22 protein-coding genes and 2 pseudogenes are annotated in these 20,254 nt (G+C 63.2%); 14 read left to right on the top strand and 10 right to left on the bottom strand.

Annotated elements, in window-relative coordinates:
- Positions 1–156 precede the first annotated feature (156 nt).
- From H9L14_RS12045 to H9L14_RS12020, 8 genes and pseudogenes are all read left to right on the top strand, one after another.
- Positions 157–2,559 carry a TonB-dependent receptor gene (locus tag H9L14_RS12045; RefSeq protein WP_187708280.1) on the top strand — a complete coding sequence of 801 codons (2,403 nt, stop codon included), beginning with the start codon at positions 157–159 and terminating at the stop codon, positions 2,557–2,559.
- A 35-nt stretch (positions 2,560–2,594) separates the two neighbouring features.
- Entirely contained in the window at positions 2,595–3,587 is a 993-nt protein-coding gene (locus H9L14_RS16750; protein WP_187708279.1) for a TonB-dependent receptor domain-containing protein, read from the top strand.
- Between the two features lie 118 nt (positions 3,588–3,705).
- The gene (locus tag H9L14_RS12035) at positions 3,706–5,715 is read left to right on the top strand and encodes a tetratricopeptide repeat-containing sulfotransferase family protein (protein WP_187708278.1); all 2,010 of its coding nucleotides are present in this window, start codon (positions 3,706–3,708) and stop codon (positions 5,713–5,715) included.
- A gap of 4 nt (positions 5,716–5,719) precedes the next feature.
- Positions 5,720–5,896, top strand: a pseudogene (locus tag H9L14_RS16190) (tetratricopeptide repeat protein); the annotation flags it as partial.
- Positions 5,897–6,084: 188 nt separating this feature from the next.
- Positions 6,085–6,867: an aspartyl/asparaginyl beta-hydroxylase domain-containing protein gene (locus H9L14_RS12030; protein ID WP_246444166.1), complete on the top strand. Its 783-nt coding sequence runs from the start codon at positions 6,085–6,087 to the stop codon at positions 6,865–6,867.
- Positions 6,864–7,340 (top strand): hypothetical protein, encoded by a 477-nt coding sequence (locus H9L14_RS16185; protein ID WP_246444165.1) that lies wholly within the window; start codon positions 6,864–6,866, stop codon positions 7,338–7,340. Before H9L14_RS12030 ends, H9L14_RS16185 begins: the two co-directional genes overlap by 4 nt.
- Before the next feature lie 163 nt (positions 7,341–7,503).
- A complete protein-coding gene (locus tag H9L14_RS16180) occupies positions 7,504–8,373 on the top strand; it encodes a putative 2OG-Fe(II) oxygenase (protein WP_246444164.1) in 870 nt (289 codons plus the stop codon).
- Positions 8,374–8,450: 77 nt separating this feature from the next.
- Entirely contained in the window at positions 8,451–8,726 is a 276-nt protein-coding gene (locus H9L14_RS12020; RefSeq protein WP_187708277.1) for a hypothetical protein, read from the top strand.
- Positions 8,727–8,732: 6 nt separating this feature from the next.
- Here H9L14_RS12020 and msrA read toward each other — a convergent pair whose 3' ends face one another.
- The 9 genes and pseudogenes from msrA to H9L14_RS11980 form a co-directional block, all read right to left on the bottom strand.
- A complete protein-coding gene (gene msrA / locus H9L14_RS12015) occupies positions 8,733–9,332 on the bottom strand; it encodes a peptide-methionine (S)-S-oxide reductase MsrA (RefSeq protein ID WP_187708276.1) in 600 nt (199 codons plus the stop codon).
- 63 nt (positions 9,333–9,395) lie between these two features.
- Positions 9,396–9,809, bottom strand: a complete 414-nt coding sequence (locus tag H9L14_RS16175; protein WP_246444626.1) for a glutathione S-transferase family protein — start codon at positions 9,807–9,809, stop codon at positions 9,396–9,398.
- Between the two features lie 68 nt (positions 9,810–9,877).
- Positions 9,878–10,048: pseudogene (locus tag H9L14_RS16170) on the bottom strand (glutathione S-transferase N-terminal domain-containing protein); the annotation flags it as partial.
- On the bottom strand, positions 10,045–10,707 hold the full coding sequence (locus H9L14_RS12005) for a dihydrofolate reductase family protein (protein ID WP_187708275.1): 663 nt from the start codon (positions 10,705–10,707) through the stop codon (positions 10,045–10,047). The pseudogene H9L14_RS16170 and the gene H9L14_RS12005, both read right to left, overlap by 4 nt.
- A complete protein-coding gene (locus H9L14_RS12000) occupies positions 10,700–11,200 on the bottom strand; it encodes a VOC family protein (protein ID WP_187708274.1) in 501 nt (166 codons plus the stop codon). The genes H9L14_RS12005 and H9L14_RS12000 overlap by 8 nt, the downstream gene beginning before the upstream one ends.
- Before the next feature lie 11 nt (positions 11,201–11,211).
- Positions 11,212–11,955 carry a VOC family protein gene (locus H9L14_RS11995; RefSeq protein WP_187708273.1) on the bottom strand — a complete coding sequence of 248 codons (744 nt, stop codon included), beginning with the start codon at positions 11,953–11,955 and terminating at the stop codon, positions 11,212–11,214.
- 118 nt (positions 11,956–12,073) lie between these two features.
- Positions 12,074–12,814: a DUF1428 domain-containing protein gene (locus H9L14_RS17505; protein WP_187708272.1), complete on the bottom strand. Its 741-nt coding sequence runs from the start codon at positions 12,812–12,814 to the stop codon at positions 12,074–12,076.
- A 40-nt stretch (positions 12,815–12,854) separates the two neighbouring features.
- Positions 12,855–13,535: a glutathione S-transferase family protein gene (locus H9L14_RS11985; RefSeq protein WP_187708271.1), complete on the bottom strand. Its 681-nt coding sequence runs from the start codon at positions 13,533–13,535 to the stop codon at positions 12,855–12,857.
- 23 nt (positions 13,536–13,558) lie between these two features.
- Positions 13,559–14,005, bottom strand: a complete 447-nt coding sequence (locus tag H9L14_RS11980; protein ID WP_187708270.1) for a VOC family protein — start codon at positions 14,003–14,005, stop codon at positions 13,559–13,561.
- Positions 14,006–14,091: 86 nt separating this feature from the next.
- Between H9L14_RS11980 and H9L14_RS11975 the strand changes: the two genes are divergently transcribed.
- From H9L14_RS11975 to H9L14_RS11960, 4 genes are all read left to right on the top strand, one after another.
- The gene (locus H9L14_RS11975) at positions 14,092–14,742 is read left to right on the top strand and encodes a winged helix-turn-helix transcriptional regulator (protein WP_246444161.1); all 651 of its coding nucleotides are present in this window, start codon (positions 14,092–14,094) and stop codon (positions 14,740–14,742) included.
- 51 nt (positions 14,743–14,793) lie between these two features.
- A complete protein-coding gene (cobS, locus tag H9L14_RS11970; protein WP_187708269.1) occupies positions 14,794–15,801 on the top strand; it encodes a cobaltochelatase subunit CobS in 1,008 nt (335 codons plus the stop codon).
- A 6-nt stretch (positions 15,802–15,807) separates the two neighbouring features.
- Positions 15,808–17,619, top strand: coding sequence for a cobaltochelatase subunit CobT (cobT, locus tag H9L14_RS11965; protein ID WP_187708268.1), 1,812 nt, complete (start codon positions 15,808–15,810; stop codon positions 17,617–17,619).
- A 247-nt stretch (positions 17,620–17,866) separates the two neighbouring features.
- The gene (locus tag H9L14_RS11960; protein ID WP_187708267.1) at positions 17,867–18,949 is read left to right on the top strand and encodes a PepSY-associated TM helix domain-containing protein; all 1,083 of its coding nucleotides are present in this window, start codon (positions 17,867–17,869) and stop codon (positions 18,947–18,949) included.
- Positions 18,950–18,974: 25 nt separating this feature from the next.
- Here H9L14_RS11960 and rpmB read toward each other — a convergent pair whose 3' ends face one another.
- Positions 18,975–19,265, bottom strand: coding sequence for a 50S ribosomal protein L28 (rpmB, locus tag H9L14_RS11955; protein ID WP_187709968.1), 291 nt, complete (start codon positions 19,263–19,265; stop codon positions 18,975–18,977).
- A 155-nt stretch (positions 19,266–19,420) separates the two neighbouring features.
- Here rpmB and H9L14_RS11950 point away from each other — a divergent pair, with 155 nt between their 5' ends.
- Complete coding sequence (locus H9L14_RS11950) at positions 19,421–19,708, top strand: hypothetical protein (RefSeq protein WP_187708266.1); 288 nt, start codon at positions 19,421–19,423, stop codon at positions 19,706–19,708.
- 68 nt (positions 19,709–19,776) lie between these two features.
- Entirely contained in the window at positions 19,777–20,205 is a 429-nt protein-coding gene (locus tag H9L14_RS11945) for a nucleoside deaminase (protein ID WP_187709967.1), read from the top strand.
- Positions 20,206–20,254 lie beyond the last annotated feature (49 nt).

The following is a 20,254-nucleotide window of genomic DNA, read 5'->3' as shown; positions in this document are numbered from 1 at the left end:
TCCGCCAATCCTTACCGGCGCGTTTATGTTGTTTCGCCGACACACCATTCCGGAAAAGCGTCGCAAGCGGGTCGCGGAATCTTGTTCTGTTAAACTTATCGGACAATGAGAGCGCCACGTGCGCCCAGCAATCATGGGCCGAATAAGGGGAGTAGAATGAGAACGAACCTGCGGCAAAACCTGCTCGCGACGACCTTGCTGGTCGGCGCCAGCGCATTGGGAGCGCCCGCCTGGGCGCAGGATACGGCACCAGCCGCATCTGAACCCAGCGGTCCAGTCGAAGCCCAGCCCACGCCGTCGGTTTCGGCCGAGGGTGAGGACGTCCAGGGTGGACAGGACATCATCGTCACCGGTTCGCGCATTCCGCAGCCGAACCTCGAGAGCGCCGCTCCGGTCACGGTCGTCAACGACCAGGACGTGAAGCTCTCCGGTTCGACCAGGGTCGAGGACGTTCTCAACCAGCTGCCGTCGGTCGGCGCTGCGCAGGCGTCGGGCGTTTCGAACGGCGCAACCGGCACCGCCGAAGTCGACCTTCGCTATATGGGTGCGAAGCGCTCGCTCGTCCTGATCAACGGCCGCCGCATGATGCCGGGCGACCCGAACAGCGCGAACCTGTCGGCCGACCTTAACGTCATCCCGTCGGCGCTGATCCGCCGTGCGGAAGTCCTGACCGGCGGTGCATCGTCGGTGTACGGTGCGGACGCGGTCGCGGGCGTCGTCAACTTCATCATGGACACTGAGTTCGAAGGTATCCGCTTCGACGGCAATTGGAGCACCTGGCAGCACAACCAGGATAATCCTCGTGTGGGCAATTGTGCCAGCGTCGCAGCAGGACAGGGCTACTGTACTGGCCGGACCGTTGGCGACACGATCCACATGGCGGACATCATCAACAATCGCGGTTTCCCGCTTCCGACTGGCAGCGTTACGGACGGCCGCTCGATCGACGGCACCGTCACCATCGGCGCCGGCTTCGACGACGGCCGCGGCCATGCGGTTGCCTATTTCGGATATCGCAACACGAAGCCCGTCCTTCAGCGCGACCGCGACTACTCGGCCTGCGTTCTGCAGAACACGACTCGCGGCACTCCGCGTTGCGGCGGTTCGGCGACTGCAAATCCCGGAACTGCGGTCATCTTCGCGACGACCACGGAAGGCAGTGTCACGTCGACGGTCGCGGCTCTCGGGCCGGGAACGATTACGCCATTTGCCCAGAACCTCTACAATTTCGCTCCGCTGAACTATTTCCAGCGGCCTGACGAGCGCTACATTGCTGGCGCGTTCGCGAACTATGAAATCAGCCCGGCCTTCAAGCCGTACCTTGAGTTCATGTTCATGGACGACCGCACGCTGGCGCAGATCGCGCCGTCGGGCGACTTCGGCAACACGCTGACCATCAACTGCGACAACCCGCTGATGTCGGCTCAGCAGCTCGCGGCGATTTGCGGCAATCCGAACAACCTGATCAACGGGTTTGTCGGGAATTTCCCGCTCGCGGCTGGTGCCTCGTACAACCCGAACCCGGGTGCTGCGCCGATCAACTTCTTCGATGCTCGCGGCAACACGTACAATCAGGGCTTCTTCCAGTTGCTTCGTCGCAACACGGAAGGCGGCCCGCGTATTTCCGATCTTCGTCACCAGGCATGGCGTGGCGTGCTCGGCATGCGTGGCGACCTGTCGAACGTGTTCTCGTATGACTCGTACTTCCAGTACGGCCGTACGAACTACACGCAGGTCTACAAGAACGAGTTCTCGATTGCGCGTCTGAACCGCGCTCTCAATGTCGTGAACGTCGACGCCAATGGCGCAGTCGTTCCGGTGGGAACGGCGGGTTCGCAGATCGTCTGCCGTTCGGTTCTCGATCAGTCGGATCCGACTTGCGTACCGTACGATCCGTTCGGTGCCGGTCCGTCGGCCGCCGCCGTCAACTACCTGAACGTCTTCGGCGTCATTCAGGGCATTACCTCGGAGCAGATCGCCAACTTCAACGTGACCGGACTGCTTGGCGAGATGGGCTGGAAGACTCCGTGGGCCGAGGATGGCGTCGCGGTTAACGCGGGTGTCGAGTATCGGCGTGAGTCGCTCGAATTGAACCCCGACCAGTCGTTCCAGACGGGCGACCTCACTGGCCAGGGAGCACCAACGCTTCCGGTCAGCGGCAACTTCAGGGTCTGGGAAGTGTTCGGCGAAATGCAGGTGCCGATCATCCAGAACAGCTTCATCGATGAGCTGACCTTCAGCGCCGGCTATCGTAAGTCCTGGTACACGACCAGCAACGACCGCAAGTACGACACGGACACGTACAAGCTCGCTCTCGAGTTTGCACCAATCCGCGACATCCGCTTCCGCGGCTCGTACAACCGCGCGGTTCGCGCCCCGAACATCCAGGAGCTGTTCGCCCCGCAGTTCGTCGGACTCGACGGCAGCGATGATCCTTGCGCAAAGGTCATCACCGCCACCGATTACGGCTGTCTCGCACAGGGTCTCGTCGTCGGTCAGTCGCCGACTGCCAACCCGGCCGGACAGTACAACGGCCTGCTCGGTGGTAACCCCAGCTGACACCCGAAAAGGGCACGACGATCACACTGGGCACCGTGATCCAGCCGAGCTTCATCCCGAGGCTGGCGCTGACGGTCGACTGGTGGGACATCAAGCTGGAGAACGCGATCCAGGGTCTGGGCGCGGATGCCATCCTGAAGACCTGCGTTGCCGACTCGACGGCAAGCTTCACGTCGCCGGCCTGCGACCTGATCAACCGCGACACCGCGGGCTCGATCTGGTTGACGCCGAACGGCTACGTGAGCGATCTGCCGCTGAACACGGCGAAGATGCGCAACCGCGGTATCGACGTGAATGCCGCCTACTCGCATCCGCTGTTCAACTTCGGCAAGATGTCGTGGAGCTTCCTCGGAACGCGCATGCTTAAGGCGCGGGTCGATAACGGCCTGTCCGAGCCGTACGATTGCGTCGGCTTCTACGGTCCGGTCTGCTCGGGCGGCACGGTTGCCGCGTCGGCCCCGATCCCGAAATGGCGTCACAAGATGCGTGCGTCGTGGCAGTCGAACTTCGGTCTCGGCCTGTCGCTGGCGTGGCGCTATGTCGGCAAGGTCAAGGCTGAAACGACTCAGGACAACAACACGGTTGGAGGCGACTTCAACTATGAGCCGGGCCTGAGCGTGAAGGCGCAGAACTACTTCGACCTCTCCGGTACGTTCAACCTGATGGATCGGGTCAGCCTGCGGGCAGGTATTAACAACCTGTTCGACAACGACCCGCCGCGTATCACGGGTGGTAACGCCAACCGTAGCGGTTCGAACCTCTGCCCGGCCGGTCCGTGCAATGGCAACACCTACCCGGGTACCTGGGATGCTCTCGGCCGCCTGTTGTGGGTTGGTGCGACGATCGACTTCCTGCCTCCGAAGCCGGCTCCGGCTCCGGTTGTGCCGGCAGCCCCGCCGCCGCCGCCGCCTCCGCCGCCGCCTGCTACGCAGACCTGCCCGGATGGTTCGGTGATCCTGGCGACCGAGGCCTGCCCGGCCCCGCCGCCTCCGCCGCCTCCGCCGCCGCCTGCGCCAGAGCGCGGCTAAGCGTAACGGCTAGCCAAGAATTGGGCGGTGGGTCTTCGGATCCGCCGCCCTTTTCTTTTGCGCGCCATACCGACGGCTGAGGCTGTCACTCGTCGGCAATTGCGCTAGACAGCCGCTCATGACCGCCGTTTCCGTTCTCGACGACCAAACCGCCGCCGCAATCCGCGAAGCCATAACGGCTGCTCGATCAGGCAGAATCCCCGAAGCAGTAAGCATCGCCGAACGCGCGCTCGCCAACGGCGGAGACGTCGCCGCTCTCAATGCGATGATCGGCACTTTGCACTGTCAGACCGGCAATCTGGACGCAGGGATTCGGCACCTTCAAGCCGCCCGGCAGGCGCGCCCTTCCGACCCGGTCGTTTCCTCCAACCTGGCAACCGCTCTGGCCCAGAAAGGCGATTTCGCAGGGGCGCTCGATGCTTTGTCGGAGGATGTGGCGCGTACCGATCCGACCATGCAACTCTTGCGCGTTCGGGCATTCCTTGCCCAGCAGGTCGGCGACTATTCTGCGGCGATCCGGACTTACGAATCCATCGTCGCCGTAGCGCCAGAGGATTGGGAGAGCTGGAATAACCTGGGCAATGCCCGTCGGCTGGCCGGCGACATCGAAGGCAGCGTGGCGGCGCTCGAGCGCGCTTCGGATCTCAATTCGGCAGCGCCGCCCATCCGATTGAATTACGCGACGGCTCTTGCGGCGGTAGGCCGCGTCGACGATGCGGAAGCCCAGCTTCGCCGAATGGCGGAGGATTTTCCGCAAGACACCAAATCCCTTCGCGAGCTGCACGCAATGCTGAAGGAGCTGGGCAGGGAAGAACCGGCCCTCGAAGCGATCGAGGCTGCATCGAAACGCGATCCTGCTGACATCGAACTTCTTCTCGCGCTCGCGAGCCAGCGTCTCAACCTCCTTCACACCGAGGCTGCAGAGGAAGCCTATCGCAAGGCGGTCGAGCGTGAACCTGGCAATTCGCTCGCCAATCTGGGCCTTGCGGTGGTTTTCGAGCTGACCAACCGGACCGGCGACCTTTCGAACCTGGTCAACGAAGCTCAGAAGCGCGGAGTTGGCGAAGATGTCCTGAACTTCATTCGGGCGTTCGATTATCGCCGTCAAAAGAAGTTCGATGAGGGCCTCGCTGCGCTGGAGAAGGTTCCCGACGAGCTGGAGACTGCGCGCCGCTGCCACCTTCTCGGCCAACTCGAAGAAGGGGCCGGCCACTACGACGAAGCCTTTGCCGCCTACACGCGAATGAACGAAATCCAGCGTGGCGATCCGACCCGGCCTGAGGAGCGCGCTGCGGCTTACCGTACCGTCGTCGGCAACCAGCGGGAGACCATTTCGGCCAAGTGGCTGAAGGGTTGGCGCGAAGACGCTTCCAAGTGCGATCGTCCGTCCCCGGCGTTCCTGGTCGGCTTCCCGCGTTCAGGCACGACCCTCCTCGACACGATGCTCATGGGACATCCCAACGTCGAAGTCCTCGAAGAAGAGCCGACGCTGCTCAAGGCGTCCAAGATCCTGCCCTTCGATGCGCTTGCTGATGCGAGCGACCAGCGGATCGAGGAAGCGAGGAATGAATATTTCAAGGTCGCCGGTGAGCGCACCCCGCTCGCGCCCGGCAAGCTGCTGATCGACAAGAACCCATTGTCGATGAACGCCTTGCCGACGATCCGCCGGCTATTCCCGGAAGCACGCATCATCCTCGCGCTGCGGCATCCGTGCGACGTTGTGTTCAGCTGCTACGCAACCAACTTCAAGCTGAACGACGGCATGTCCAACTTCCTTGGCCTCGACACGGCTGCGGAGCTCTATGACCTCAGCTTCTCCTATTTCGAAAAGGCGCAGGGCTTGCTCGGGCTATCCGTTCACAAGGTCGTCTACGAGAATGTCGTCGGCGATCGCGAAATCGAGCTTCGGTCTTTGCTCGATTTCCTTGGCCTCGAATGGAGCGACGATGTTCTCGACCATGAGTCGACCGCTCTCAGCCGCGGCCGCATCAAGACCGCGAGCTACGCTCAGGTTGCGCAGCCGATCTACAGTCAGGCGGCGGGACGCTGGACGAACTTCCGCGAGCACCTCGAGCCGGTCCTCCCCGTTCTCGAGCCATGGCTAGCCAAGTTCGGCTACAGCCTGTGATCTGATGCAGTCCGGCGGCCTCGTTACTCAAGCAGAGCAGGCCGTCGCGGCGGGCGATCTGCGTCGGGCGGTGACCCTTCTCAGCGAGGCTGCGGAAGGAAGCCCGGGTAATGCCGAGCTCTGGATGAAGGTGGCTGCACTTCATCGGGCGACCGGCAGCCCCGACGCCGCGCTGGAAGCTGTCCACCGTGCGCTGACCATATCGCCGCTCGACTTTACCATGCTGCTGATGCGAGCGAGCCTTCTGCAAAGGCTCGGTCATCCGGACGCGGGACAGGCCTGGAGCCATGCCCTTGCCCAGAAACCGGACGCGGACCTTCCGCCGCAGCTCGCATCTGTCGTCGCAGAGGGCGAGCGGCAACATGCTGCATGGATCGACGCCCGGGAACGCCGCATGAAGGCGGCGATGGGGGAGTCGAGCAAGGCGCGGACGACCAGGAACGGGCGCGTATCGAGCGTTTTCGGAACAACGTGCTCGGCCGAACGAAGCCCTTTTACAGCACGCCGACGCACTTCTTCTTTCCGGAGCTTGCCCAGCGCGAATTCCATCCGCGTCTCCTGTTCCCCTGGATCGATGAGCTCGAGGCGGCGACCGAAACGATAGCGTCCGAACTTCAAGCCGTGATGGCTGCGGAGCGCGCCGAGCTCGTGCCGTACATTCAGTACGACGATCATCTTCCGCTTGCGCAGTGGCGGCCGCTCAATCGCAACCCGGACTGGACCGCAATTCACCTGTGGCGGAACGGCGAGCTGATCGACGCCAATGCTCGCCATTGCCCGCGGACGCTGGAGCTGCTCGAGAAGTTTCCGCAGCCGACCATCGGTGGCTCTGGCCCCAATGCCATGTTCTCACTGCTAGCGCCGAATACGGCGATTCCGCCGCACGTGGGTGTCAATAATGCTCGGCTCGTCTGCCACCTCCCGCTTGTCGTTCCCGAGGGTTGCTGGTTCCGGGTCGGAGCGGAGACCCGCTACTGGAATCGCGGCGAAGCCTTCGTGTTCGATGACACGATCGAGCATGAGGCGCTCAATCCAAGCAATGAGCTGCGCGTCGTCTTCATTTTCGATGTCTGGCATCCCGATCTCAGCGAGGCGGAGCGCAACGCGGTCGCGGCGCTGATCGGAAGTGAGGGCGGAGTTGGCGCGTTATGAGCGAGACGGCATCGATGGCGTCTGCGCTTTCCAGCTCTGTCGATGTCGCGGCCCTCGCCGATCTTGCGAGCAAGGCGCTGGAGGAAGGCGAAGAGGAATGCGCGCTTCCGCTGATCGAGCGTGGAGCCAGTCAGGCACGAAGCGCGCTTCTGTGGCAGTGGAAGGGGCTGCTGGAACGCTCGCTCGACGAACATGACCGAGCGCTGCAATCGTTCGAAGAAGCCGCGAAGCTCGCCCCCGGAGATGCGAGCATCGCTCACGGTCATGCGCGCACGGCCATGGAGGCCGGGTTGGACGCCCGACCGCTCTACGAACGCGCACTCGCCCTTGCACCCAAGAATGGCGAACTCCTTGTCGGCATGGCCGCTGCGCGTGCCGCCTGCGGGAGGGCGACATTGCGATTTCAGATCTGCAGACGAGGCTCGAGCGGGCACCTGCATGGTTGTACGGGCACGAGCAGCTCGCCCAACTGATGGCGACGGAAGGCCGTGCCGCGGAAGCGACGTCCTCTCTTGAGCAAGCCCTGATGCTGTTCCCCGCAGCGCAGCCGCTCTGGGAGACCCTGCTGCACGTGCAGCTCCGCCGCGGGCCTACGGCTCGCTCAAGGAGATCGTCGAACGAGCGAGATCGTCGGGCGTGAGCGCGCCTGAGTTCCAGATCTACGAGGGCATTCACGCGGCGGAGTTCGACGAGGAGGCGCAACCGGCGGCGCTCTTCGGATCCTTCCCGGAGGCAATCGACAAGGCGCTAGAAAGTTGGCGAATCCGTCACTTGCTGCGCGTCGGCGAGGTCGATGCCGCATTGCCGCTGATCGATCGCCGTTTGAAGACCGACCCGAACGCGGAGATCTGGGCCTATACGGCAACGGCCTGGCGGCTGGCGGGTGACCCGCGCTCGGAATGGCTCGAAGGTGATCCCCGGCTCGTCTCCGTTATCGACCTGTCAGATGCGCTGCCTCCGATCAAAACACTGGCGGAGACGCTGAGGGCTCTTCACGTCGCGAAGGGCGAATATCTGGACCAATCCGTGCGCGGCGGCACGCAAACCGACGGCCCGCTGCTCAGTCGGATCGATCCCGCCATCCGCCACCTGCGACGGGCGATCGTCGGCGCCGTCGAAAATTTCAAGGCGCAGCTTCCGCCTACCGACGAGAAGCATCCGCTGCTTCGGCATCCACGCGATCGACGGGTCAGATTCACCGGCAGCTGGTCGGTGCGGCTGAGGTCCGAGGGCCATCATTCCAACCACGTCCACCCCTTGGGCTGGATCAGCTCCGCGCTCTACGTCGCGCTACCCGAGCGCGGGCCGGGCGAGCGCCAGGATGCGGGCTGGTTCACTTTGGGCGAACCGGATCAGCTGCTTGGTATCGACCTGCCACCCTGGCGAAAAATCGAGCCGAAAGTGGCGCAACTCGTCCTCTTCCCGTCATGGATGTGGCACGGGACCGTTCCGTTCGCGGAGGGCGAAAGGTTGACGGTTGCGTTCGACGTCGGGGCGCCGCGCTGACGCCGTTCGTCGAAAAAATCTTTGAGGTTGAGGTCCACAGAGGCGATAATCTTCGCTTCCCCTGAGGAGGGTTCAGTATGTTCAAAGCCTTTTCTGCGTCCATGGCTGCAGCGCTTCTTGCTGGAATGACCGGCACTGCGATTGCCCAAGCAGCCGCTCCTGCGCCGCAGGCTCCCGCCCAAGCGTCGACACCCGATCCCAACGAGGTAGTCTGCGAGCGGCAGGAAATCCTGGGCAGCAGGCTCGCAAAGAGAAAGGTTTGCCATACTCGGGCCGAGTGGGCGGACCTCAAGCTCCAGGATCGCCAGGATCTCGAGCGCGCGCAAACGCGGCGGGGAATGAAGGGCGAGTAAGCCCGCTTACGCCTTCCAATATTGTGGATAGGCTTGCTTGAGCTTTGCAAGCTTGGGCCGGTCGTTCACGATTATGTACGGGTAGTACGGATTCCGCCGCATGAAGTCCTGGTGATAGGCTTCGGCGGGGAAGAAGGGGCCACTCTCGATTCTGGTCGCGATCGGCCGCCTCGCGCGCAGCTGCGCGATGAAGCTTGCTGCAATCTGCCTTTGCGCGGAGTTCTGCGGGAAGATCGCCGAGCGATAGCTCGGCCCAACGTCGGGGCCCTGCCGGTTCACCTGCGTGGGGTCGTGGGCAACCGAGAAATAGATCTTCAGCAACTGCGCGTAGCTGACCTGGCTCGGGTCGAAGCTGATCCTGACCGCCTCGGCATGGCCCGTCCGTTCGGTGCTCACCCGGTCATAGTTCGCGTCTGAAGCTGAGCCTCCGGCATAACCCGATACGACGTTGGTCACGCCTTTCACGTGCTCGAACACGCCCTCCATTCCCCAGAAGCAACCGCCGGCAAGGACGGCTGTCTCGATGGGCGCCTTGGCGGAGGCGGCGGTGGCCAACGAGAGGCACGCCGCGGCGAGGGCGCTCAGAACGGGGGCTCGGTTAGGCATCGATTTGGCTCCGGAAGGTTCTCACATCTGCCATTCGCGGCGACCAGCCAATTGGTTACGCGACTAATCGCGATCGGGTGCGCCAAGTGGAAAATAATGCCTGTAGGGGCGCCCCTCGTCGACCGCCCTGGCGACAATGGGATGCGCAAGCAGGCGGGCGCGATACGCCGCCAGCCTTGGCCGGTCTGGTCCGATTTCCTCGATCCAGTCGGCGTAGAACAGGCTGGGAGCGGCGGCGCAGTCGGCCATTGTGAAGCTCTCGCCGACGGCCCAAGGGCCTTCGCCGAGATTTGCCTCCAGCCAGTCGTAGGCCGTGTGCAGGTCCCGCGCGCCTTCTCCACTCCGAACGGATCGCGATTGGCGCCTTCCGGGCGGATCGTATCGGCTACCGGCCTTTGCATGTTGCCCATGACGTACAGGTCGAAGAAGCGGTCGAGGAAGCGGACTCGCCGCCCCGTCTCGCCTTCCGGAATCCAATCGTTGGATCCGCGATGGTGGGCATGGAGATGCTCGATGATCGTGGAGGACTCGAACACTGGCCGGCCCTCGTCGATCAGCAGCGGGAAGAGCCCGTACGGCGAGTGCCGCTTGAGCTCTTCCATATTGGCCGGATCCTCGATCATCCGATAGTTGAACGGCGTTTCGTCGGCCCATAGGGCGATCAGCACCTTTTGAGTGTAGCTGCTGAACGGGTGCCCGAAGAACTCCAGGCTCATGCGTCCTCCCGGGCCCATTTCTCGCGGCGCTCAAGCTCGGCCTCGCTCGGCTCCTTGGTCTCGAACGTGCCGGTCTTCACGTCGCCCGCCGGCTCGTAGATCGCCGTGACGACTCCCGTTCCGGAGACGAAGCTGTCGACAAGCTTCAGGCCACGCGGCTCCAGCGACCCGTCGAAGATGCTCTTTCCTTCCCCGAGTACGACGGGGAACGTCATCAGCACCAATCGGTCGATCAACCCCGCCGAGATGAGAGGCGTGTATAGCGTGCTGCTTCCCTGGATCAGAAGGTCCCGGCTTCCGCTGCGCTTGAGCTCTTCGACGGCCGCGGCCGTATCGCCGGATAGCTTGTGGCTATTCTCCCAGCTCAGCGGCTCTTCCGAATGGGTCAGCACATATTTGTTGATGCGCTGAAACCTGGCGCCGATCGGATTGTCCTGGTTGTACGGCCAGTAGGCCGAGAAGATGTCGTAAGTCCGCTTTGCCAGGAGCAGGTCGTACTCGGACCCAAGTATCTTCTCGAACGGACCCATGTCCTCGTCCCAGAAAGGCGCCGTCCAGCCTCCGAACCGGAAGCCTCCGGTCGGATCCTCTTCGGGTCCGCCCGGCGCCTGCATGATGCCGTCGAGCGAAAGGAAAACGGCGCCAGTCAGCTTACGCATCGACCTTGTCCCCGCGCAGGGCCGCCTCGATCTTTGCGACGTCGATCTTCTGCATCGTCATCATCGCCTCGAATGCGCGCTTGGCGGCCGCTCGATCGGGATTGTCCATCGCTTCGAGCAGAACACGCGGCGTGATCTGCCATGAGAAGCCCCACCTGTCCTTGCACCAGCCGCACTCGCTTTCCTTTCCGCCATTCTGGGTGATGGCGTTCCAGTAGCGGTCGGTCTCTTCCTGGTCCTCGGTCACGACCATGAAGCTGACCGCTTCATTGGCCTTGAAGTTGGGACCGCCGTTGAGGCCAACGAAGCTCTGGCCGAGAACAGTGAAATCGACGGTCAGCTCCTCGCCCTGCTCGCCGCCAGGGAAATCCGAGCTTGCCGAATGGGCCTTGCCGACATGAGTATCGGGAAAGACCGAGGCATAGAATTCGGCCGCCTTGCGCGCTTCGCCCTTGTCGAACCACAGGCAGGTGGTCAGCTTGTTACTGGCCATTTTCTCTCTCCTCAGGCCTTGCCCACGAGTGCGAATTCCGCGCCCTGCGGGTCGTTTCCGATGATGATGTGATCGCCACCCGGGACTTCGTGCGGTCCCATGGAGACAGTTCCGCCGCCGGCTTTCACCGCCTCGACCGCAGTCGAGATGGACGGGACGCGGAAGTAGTAGCGCCAGCCGCTGCTTCCGCCGGGCATGACGCCGCAGACCGCGCCGATCGTCGTCCCGTTGTGAGCGAAGAAGCGATATTCGCCGAGCTCGCCCATCGGCATGAAGTCGTCGCTCGTCCAGCCGAACAGCTCGTCGTAGAATTGGCGCGCGGCGGCCGGATCGGCCGTCGTCAGCTCGTTCCATCCGACACGCTGCTCAGCCGTCGCCGAAAAGACGTCGCTTTCGGCGTCGGGCTTATCGGCCGGCGGAATGGGCTTCATGACGTAGAAGGGATTGCCCTGCGGGTCAGCGACCATCGCAATCCGGCCCTGCGGAATATCGAAGGCGGGCATCAGCGCCTTGCCGCCCTTCGCCTCGATCTTCGAGACCGTCGGGTCGACGTCGTCGACCCCGATGTAGCCCAGCCAAATCGGCCGGGCGCCGTGCTGTCGCATCTCGTCCGTGAGGCCGAGTACTCCGCCGGCAAAGCCGCCGTCGCTCCGTCCGATCATTCGATAGTCCTGGTTGCCCGGGATGCTCTCGCTGATCTTCCAGCCGACCACGTTTCCGTAGAACGCCGTCGCGCCATCGGGATCGGTCGTCATTAGCTCGTACCAGACATTGCTTCCCTGCAGCGGCCGGGCGTGGTTGCCGTTTCGGATCTGGTGGGCGCGTCAGTCACTTCGGACATTGTCCGTCCCTTTCTTTGCGCTTTGACGCCGTTCAGGCGTTCTCGATTGTCCTGGCGGGCGTGCTGTCGAGGATCGGCTCGAAGCCGCCCCAGAACATACGTTGTCCGGAGAATGGCATGTCACCATCCGGCTTCATGCTCTCGTCAGCCATGATCTTGGCCCAGGCGTCGTCGCGAGCCTGCTTGTCCGGCCATTCGATGAAGCTGAAGACGACCGTTTCGCCGTCCTCGGCCTTCACCGCGCGGTAGAAGTCGGTGACCTTGCCATGATTCACGTCGTCGGCGATTGCCTCGACGACCCGGTTTGCGCCGTGCTCGCGGAAGACCTTCGCCATCTTGGAAGCGAGTTCGCGGTATGCTTCCTTCTTGCTCTCCGGCACCGGCACGACGAAGCCGTCCGTATATCCGCCTGTCGAGCCGCCTTCCTCGACGATCGCGTCGAAGCCGCCCATGATCATCCGCTTGCCGTCGAAGGGCATGGTCTCACCCATTTCCTTCATTCGCGGATCGCTCATCATCTTCTCATTGGCCGCGTCGCGGGCCGCCCGGTCGGGATATTCAAACCAGGAGAAGACGACCTTCTCATCGGGCTTGGCGTCGACGGCTTTTCGGAAGTCGGTCACCTTGCCTTCCGGAACGTCGCTGTCCCAAGCCTCGAAGTGACGCTGGACGCCGATCTCGTGGAACAGAGGAGCCGCGCCTGCCGCGTGCTTCCGATACTCCTCCCGCCTGCTCTCCGGGACTGGCAGCACGAATCCTTCGAAATAGGTCATTGTCCTCTCCTTCGGGTTCGGGAATTCAGGATATCCTGGTTCAGGCCGGCTGCGGCTCCGGCTGGTTCTTCGCAAAGACTTCGAGCTGGTCGGCGAGCGCGCGCTGGAAGGCGGGCCTCGCCTCGCCGCGAGCAACTAGTGCGGCGAGATTGGGGAATTGGTCGACTGTCTTTCCACCGCGGAGCTGCCGGAGCACGGTGACGAGCATCAGGTCGGCGATGGTGAAACGCCCCTCAAGCCATTCCTTGTCGCCTAGCGCATCGGACATGCATTTCAGTCGGCTGTTGAGACGTTCGAGAAACTTCGGGCGCGCCTCCTCCGTCCACGGTTCGCCCTTGTTGAAGACATTGATCATGAGCAGCGGGAAAATGGCCGGCTCGACGCTATTCAGTGAGGCGATGAGCCAGGCGATCGCGCGCATCCTTTGCGCGTGATCCGCCGGCAAAAGGCGCTCATCCTGCAAACCCAGGTGGATCAGGATCGCGCCGCTCTCGAACAGCTGAACCTCGTCGTCGCGGTATGCCGGGACCTGCCCGAAGGGCTGCTCGCAGAAATATTCGTCCGGCCGGGGCTTGGTGACGTCGAGCAGGCGAACCCGGTAGGGCCGATCGATCTCCTCGAGCGCCCAGCGGACCCGAAGGTCTCTGACCAGCCCTTGGGCAAAATCCGGTACCCAGCGATAGGCCGTCACTTCGGAAGATGCAGTCGAATCGACCGGCATGGCGTGCGCTCCTTACTCCACTATCAGCTATCAGCAGTGACGGATTCGACAGGATGTGCGCCCTGTTCGGCCATCTGTGGGTCCATCCACATCGGCTCCCAGTGATGCCCGTCCGGATCCTCGAAGCTGCGGCCGTACATCATTCCTCCCATGTCCTGCTTCGGGCCGGGATCGGCCCTTCCGCCATTGGCGGCAGCGACCTCGACGAGCTGGTCCACTTCGGCCGCGCTAGCGCACGACACGCAGAGGATGACTTGGCTGCTGCTGTGAGCGTCAGCAATCGGCTTGCTGGTGAACGTCGAATAGAAGGGCTTGGTCAGCAGCATGATGTGGATGGTGTCCGACAGAACCATCATCGCCGCAGCTTCGTTGGAGAACTTCGGCTCGTTCCGGGCGCCGATCGCTTCGTAGAAAAGCTTGGACCGTTCGAGGTCATCAACCGGCAGGTTCACGAAGATCAACCGCGCCATCTTTCTCTCCCTTGCGACTCGATTTCCTTGCCTTCTGGCCCGTGAAGTCATAAATTGCAACTGACTCGTTAGAAAAAGTAACTAAGTTGGCGAATTCAGAGGCAAAGAGACGGTACGACGATGCCTGCGGGCTGGCCCATGCGCTGGAGCTGATCGGCGAGCGTTGGGCGATGCTGATCCTTCGCGAGCTAACGTACGGTTCGAAGCGCTTCTCGGAATTGAGAGCGGATCTACCGGGAATCAGCGCCAATGTGCTGACACAGCGCCTGACCGAACTTGAAGAGCGCGGGCTCGTACGGAAGATGCGCCTGCCGCCTCCTGCGTCCGTGCAGGTCTATGAAGCGACGCCATGGGCGCTCGAAGTGGCTCCGGTGATCGGAAAGCTCGGCAAATGGGCGGCGCGCAGTCCGCTTCACGACCCGACGCTTCCGCTCAGCCACGCGGCGATCATGATGTCGCTTGAAACCATGATCGATGCGGACCGGGCGCAAGGCATGGAGGGCCTTTTCGGCTTCCGCTTCGGGGAGACGAGCTACTCCGCGAAGCTCTGCGGCGGCGAGCTGCATGTGGAGCGGCGACTGGATGCGCGGTGTGACGTGGTCATGACGACCACTCCAGAGGGCCTCGCGGCGGTGATCTACGGCGGAGCGCCCCTAGAGACGATCGGCGTCGAAGGGGACGTCGAACTGGCGCGGCGATTCGTCACGCTCTTCCCGCTTCCCGAGAAGGTCGACTAGCACCATCCATCTTATTGAGGCGCCAGCGCCCTTCCCGTAAGGGACTCCACGATGACCGAACTATCCAACGTGAAGCCCGAGAGCCGCGGCGAGACCGTAATGGCCGCACCCGACAAGATGGCGAAGATCCGCGACCTTTTCGGGATCGACAGCGACATGGAAGTGCCCGCGTTCAGCGAGGCCGACGAGCGCGTCCCCGATCTCGACCCTGCTTACGTCTTCGACCCGGACACGACGCTGGCGATCTGCGCCGGCTTCGCGAAGAACCGCCGCGTGATGGTCCAAGGCTATCACGGGACCGGCAAGTCCACCCACATCGAGCAGGTTGCGGCGAGGCTGAACTGGCCCCTGATCCGCATCAATCTCGACGCGCACATCAGCCGCATCGATCTCGTCGGCCGCGACGCGATCGTGCTCAAGGAAGGTCAGCAGGTTACCGAGTTTCGCGAAGGCCTGCTTCCGTGGGCGCTCCAGCACCCGGTTGCGCTCGTGTTCGACGAATATGATGCCGGCCGTCCGGACGTGATGTTCGTTATTCAGCGCGTGCTGGAGACCGAAGGCAAGCTGACCTTGCTCGATCAGAACCGGGTGATCCGCCCGAACCCGTTCTTCCGGCTGTTCGCCACCACCAACACCATCGGGCTCGGCGATACGACCGGCCTCTATCATGGCACCCAGGCGATCAATCAGGGCCAGATGGACCGCTGGAACATTGTCGCGACTCTCAACTACCTGCCGGCCGCGGTCGAGGCGCAGATCGTGCTCGCCAAGTCGGGCGAGTATGACAATCCGGATGGCAAGACGACCGTCGAGAAGATGATCAAGGTGGCGGACCTGTCGAGGCAGGGCTTCATCAACGGCGATATTTCGACCGTGATGAGCCCGCGGACGGTGATCAGCTGGGCGCAGAACAGCCTGATCTTCGGCGACGTCGGTTTCGCGTTCAGGGTGACATTCCTCAACAAGTGCGACGAAGCCGAGCGACCGCTGATCGCCGAATATTATCAGCGGGTCTTCGGCACGGACCTTCCCGAGAGCGTGGCCTCCAAGGCCAGCTGAACCCGAATGGCAGAGGCGATCGACCTGTTCCGGCGTGCCCTTGCTGGGGCGGCGCGGGCGATCGCTCGCGATCCGGATGTGGAGGTTGCCTTCGCGTCCGAAGCTGCGCCGCCATCAGGAAAGACCGCCCGCGTCCCGTCGCCTGGCCCCTCGATGCAGCCCAAGCTTGTCGCCGAGGCGCGCGGGGCTGCCGATTCGCTGGCGTTGCGGCTCCGCCATCACAACGACCGGCTTCATGCGTCCGCAGCGCCCGTCGACCCGGATGCGCGGGCGGTTTTCGATGCGCTGGAGACGGCACGCTTCGAGGCGCTCGGTGCGCGGACCATGTCCGGCGTTCGGAACAACCTTTCTGAACTGACCGAGGCTCGTGTTCGTGGCGACGCGATCCTTCGCGCCCGGAGCGCGGAGGAAGTGCCGCTTGCAACGGCGATCGGCCTCCTCGCCCGCCAACGCCTGACCGGCGATGCACCGCCTGCTTCCGCCAGGTCTGGCCTCGATCTCGTCGCGCCGTGGATCGAGGAGAAGGCCGGCGTCGAGCTCGATGCGCTTGCACTGACGCTCGACGACCAGGCCGCCTTCGCGAAGGTTGCCCGACGGCTGCTAGAGGACCTCGACCTGGCGGCAGCATCCGAGGAAAGCGAGCAGCCTCCGGAAGAAGGCGGAGAAGGCGAAGAGGGAGAGGAAGGCGGGCCCGAGCAGGGCGAGGACGAGAATGAGACGGGTCCCAGTGCTGGCGAGGCCGAGATGCGTGCCGAGCAGGTCGACCAAGAGGGCGACGCGGACACCTCGCCGCAGGAGATGGAGCTCGGCGACGACGATCTGGCCGATGGTGACGACACCGCCGAAAGCGCATTGTCCGCTCCGGCCCGTCGCAACTGGGACCTTTCCCCGGAAACAGACTACAAGCCTTTCACGACGCGCTTCGATGAGATGGTCGAGGCGGACGAGCTTTGCGACGAAGAAGAGCTGACCCGGCTCCGCGCCTATCTCGACCAGCAAATGGGCGGACTTCACAATGTTGTGACAAAGCTCGCAAACCGGCTGCAGCGGCGCCTGATGGCACAGCAGGCCCGAAGCTGGGACTTCGACCAAGAGGAGGGGTTGCTCGACGCTGCGCGGCTGGCACGCGTCGTCGTGAACCCGATGCATTCGCTCAGCTACAAGATCGAGCGCGACACGGAATTTCGTGACACGGTCGTCGGCGTCCTGATCGACAATAGCGGATCGATGCGCGGGCGCCCGATCGCCATCGCCGCAATTTGCGCCGACATCCTCACTCGGACGCTGGAGCGGGTCGGAGTCGCCAGCGAAGTGCTCGGCTTCACGACACGTGCGTGGAAGGGCGGGCAGAGCCGCGAGCTATGGCTCTCGGACGGCCGTCCGGCGAACCCGGGCCGCCTCAATGACCTCCGCCACATCGTCTATAAAAGGGCTGACGAGCCTTACCGCCATGCCAAGCGCAACCTCGGCCTTATGATGCGCGAGGGCCTGCTCAAGGAAAACATCGACGGCGAGGCGCTGCTCTGGGCACACAATCGGCTGATCGCGCGGCCGGAGGAGCGCCGAATCCTAATGGTGATTTCCGATGGCGCTCCGGTCGATGATTCGACTGCGTCGGCCAACGGCGGCGCCTATCTCGAGCGTCACCTTCGGCAGGTCATCGAATGGGTGGAGCGCAGGTCTACGGTCGAGCTGGTCGCGATTGGAATCGGGCACGACGTCACGCGCTATTACAGCCGTGCAGTGACGATCATGGATGCGGAGCAGCTTGGAGGGGCGATGATCGAGCAGCTCGCCCGATTGTTCGAAACGCCCTGACCGGACGAAGTTGGGCCCGGCGCACTACGCACACCGGGCCCCCCTCGTTACGCGACGCGAGGGATACAGTCGGCCGTGGCCGGCCTCTTTGGGCAACGAGGAAAAGGGGGAAACCTCGTCACTTGAGAGACTTATGCCCGATTCGTCCTTCACTGAAACTGAACGGAACTCGCAACATTCGTTCAGGAAATAGGCTTCCTATTGCGAGCCATTCTCAAGAAGCTATGGGCTAAACATGAGTCCGAAAATGATTCGCCTCCGCGGCCTCTGGTTCCAGATTCACAAATGGCTCGGCATCTCACTTGCCATCCTGATCATTCCGATCTCGCTGACCGGTGCGGCGCTGGTCTGGCACGACTGGATCGACCGGCAGCTCTACCCCGAGCGATATCCAGTCGCGGGATCGGCAGACCTGCCGCCCTCGGCTTATGCCGTCGGCGCCTTGAAGCTCGCGCAGCCTGGCGAGCAAATTTCCATGCTCACGTTTCCCCAAGAGAATGGCGCGGTCCAAATAACTTTGACGAAGCAGCCGGCAGGCGGGGGGAGGCCTTCGCGGGCGATTGTTTGGCTGGATCCGAAGTCCGCGCAACCGATCGAACGCGGAGGTCCTCGGGACGGCGCGCTGGGCCTGCTGCATGTGATCCACGGCACCTTCATGCTGGGACCCATCGGAAGGCAGATTGTCGGCTGGATCGGGGTTGCGATGCTACTGTCTTCGCTCACCGGCATCTGGTTATGGTGGCCGCTGAAGGGCAGCTTCGCGCGCGGACTACGCTGGCGGCGCCGGCCGGATTTCAATTCGAACCTGCATCACACGGGAGGCTTCTGGATCGCGCTCCCGCTCGCCGTGCTGTCAGCGACCGGAGTGTGGATTTCCTTCCCGGCGGTGTTCAACCCTCCGAACGGACCTCAATCAGGGCCGTCGCAGCCGCTGGCGGCACCGGCACAAAGTCCTGATGAAGCCGTCGCGGCAGCCCAACTGGTAGTGCCGGGCGAGGTCGCGTCGATTGCCTGGCCGACGGACAAGAAGGCCGCTTGGATCATATCTGTCAGAAGCGAGGGCAAGCCGGTCGAAGTGAGTGTGAAGGATTCGGACGCAGACGCATCCGTTGCGAATGCCACGCCCGAGACATTCGCGCGGACGATGCGCCGAATTCACGACGGCACCGGAATGCCGCTGCTGTGGCAGGTGGTCATCTTCTTGGGAGGGATCCTGCCGGCGGCCCTGGCGGTCACGGGGATATTGATGTGGCTGCGCATGCGCCGGCGGCGCAGAAAGCATCGGCGCAGCGCTGCGGCGTTTGCAGAGGAAGAAGCTCTGGCGAACTAGCAGCCCTGCTCGGGCTGCCGCAGGGTTAGGCCGCGGCCTGACCCTTCTTGGCGATCTCGCGCTTCAGCTTGCGGACCTTTGGCGACAGTTTGTCGTCGCTGGTCTTCAGCAGCCAGTTGTCGAGGCCGCCGACATGCTCGACCGAACGCAGGCCGTGCGTCGAAACGCGCAGCTTCACGCTCTGGCCAAGAGCATCGGAGATCAAGGTCACGTTCTGCAGGTTCGGCAGGAACGTCCGCTTGGTCTTGTTATTGGCGTGGGAAACATTGTGTCCCACCTGCCGGCCCTTGCCGGTCAGCTCGCAAACGCGCGACATGATGTTCAATCCTGATTCTTTGGGACGGGCCACCCACAAGAGGGGCCCGGAAAGCCGTGGCCCGATACCCTTAAGGGGAGACACGTCAACTCTTGCGAGGAAACCCGGACGCCAACAACTGCGTTGTGTCGGCAACGTAACAGAGGGAGCAGGGGATGCGCGCAGTTCTTCTCGTCTTGATCCTGGCGGTCGTCGCCTTGATCGTGCTGGTGGCCACGGGCCTCCTGGATATCAATCAAATTCGGCCCGCGAAGGCGCCGGAAGTGTCGGTGACCCAAAACGGAATCACCGCTACCGGCGGGCAAACGCCCGCTTTCGACGTTGAAACCGGAACCGTCAGTGTCGGGACGGACCAGAAGGACGTCTCCGTCCCGGTTCCGACCGTCCGGGTAAACGCGGCACAGGGCAATCAGACGCAGCCGGTAACCAACACCGCGCAATAATCGACGAATCGACAGGGCGGGCGGCGTGGATTAGCCGCTTCACGGTGAGTTTTCCGCTGCCCTTGCCGATGCGCCGCGCGCTCGACCTCGCCCGCGAGGCAGCCGAGGAAGGGGAGGTGCCCGTCGGAGCGGTCGTCACCAAGGACGGCGAGGTCATCGCCGAGGCGCGCAATGCGATGCGCGGAAGTCTCGACCCGACTGCGCATGCAGAGATCGTCGCCATCCGTTCTGCCGCCGAGAAGCTCGGCCAGTCGCGCCTCGACGGTTGTACGATCTGGGTGACACTGGAGCCTTGCGCGATGTGCGCTGGCGCGATGGCGCTTGCTCGCGTGGAAGCCGTCCGCTTTGGCGCTGACGACCCAAAGGGCGGCGGTGTGGTCCACGGCGCGCGCATATTCAGCCAGCCCACCTGTCACCATCGACCCGACGTGCTCGGCGGGATTGGCGAAGCCGAATCGGCGGAGCTGTTAAAGGCCTTCTTCGAAGAGCGTCGCTAAAGCCGAGCCGTTTCGTATGTGAATCGATGTTCGCTTGTGAACAAAAGCG

It is taken from the genome of Sphingomonas sediminicola, assembly GCF_014489515.1.
Taxonomy (GTDB): domain Bacteria; phylum Pseudomonadota; class Alphaproteobacteria; order Sphingomonadales; family Sphingomonadaceae; genus Sphingomicrobium; species Sphingomicrobium sediminicola.
The sequence above is the reverse complement of the archived record's forward strand: the minus strand, read 5'-3'. Positions and strand labels throughout refer to the sequence as shown.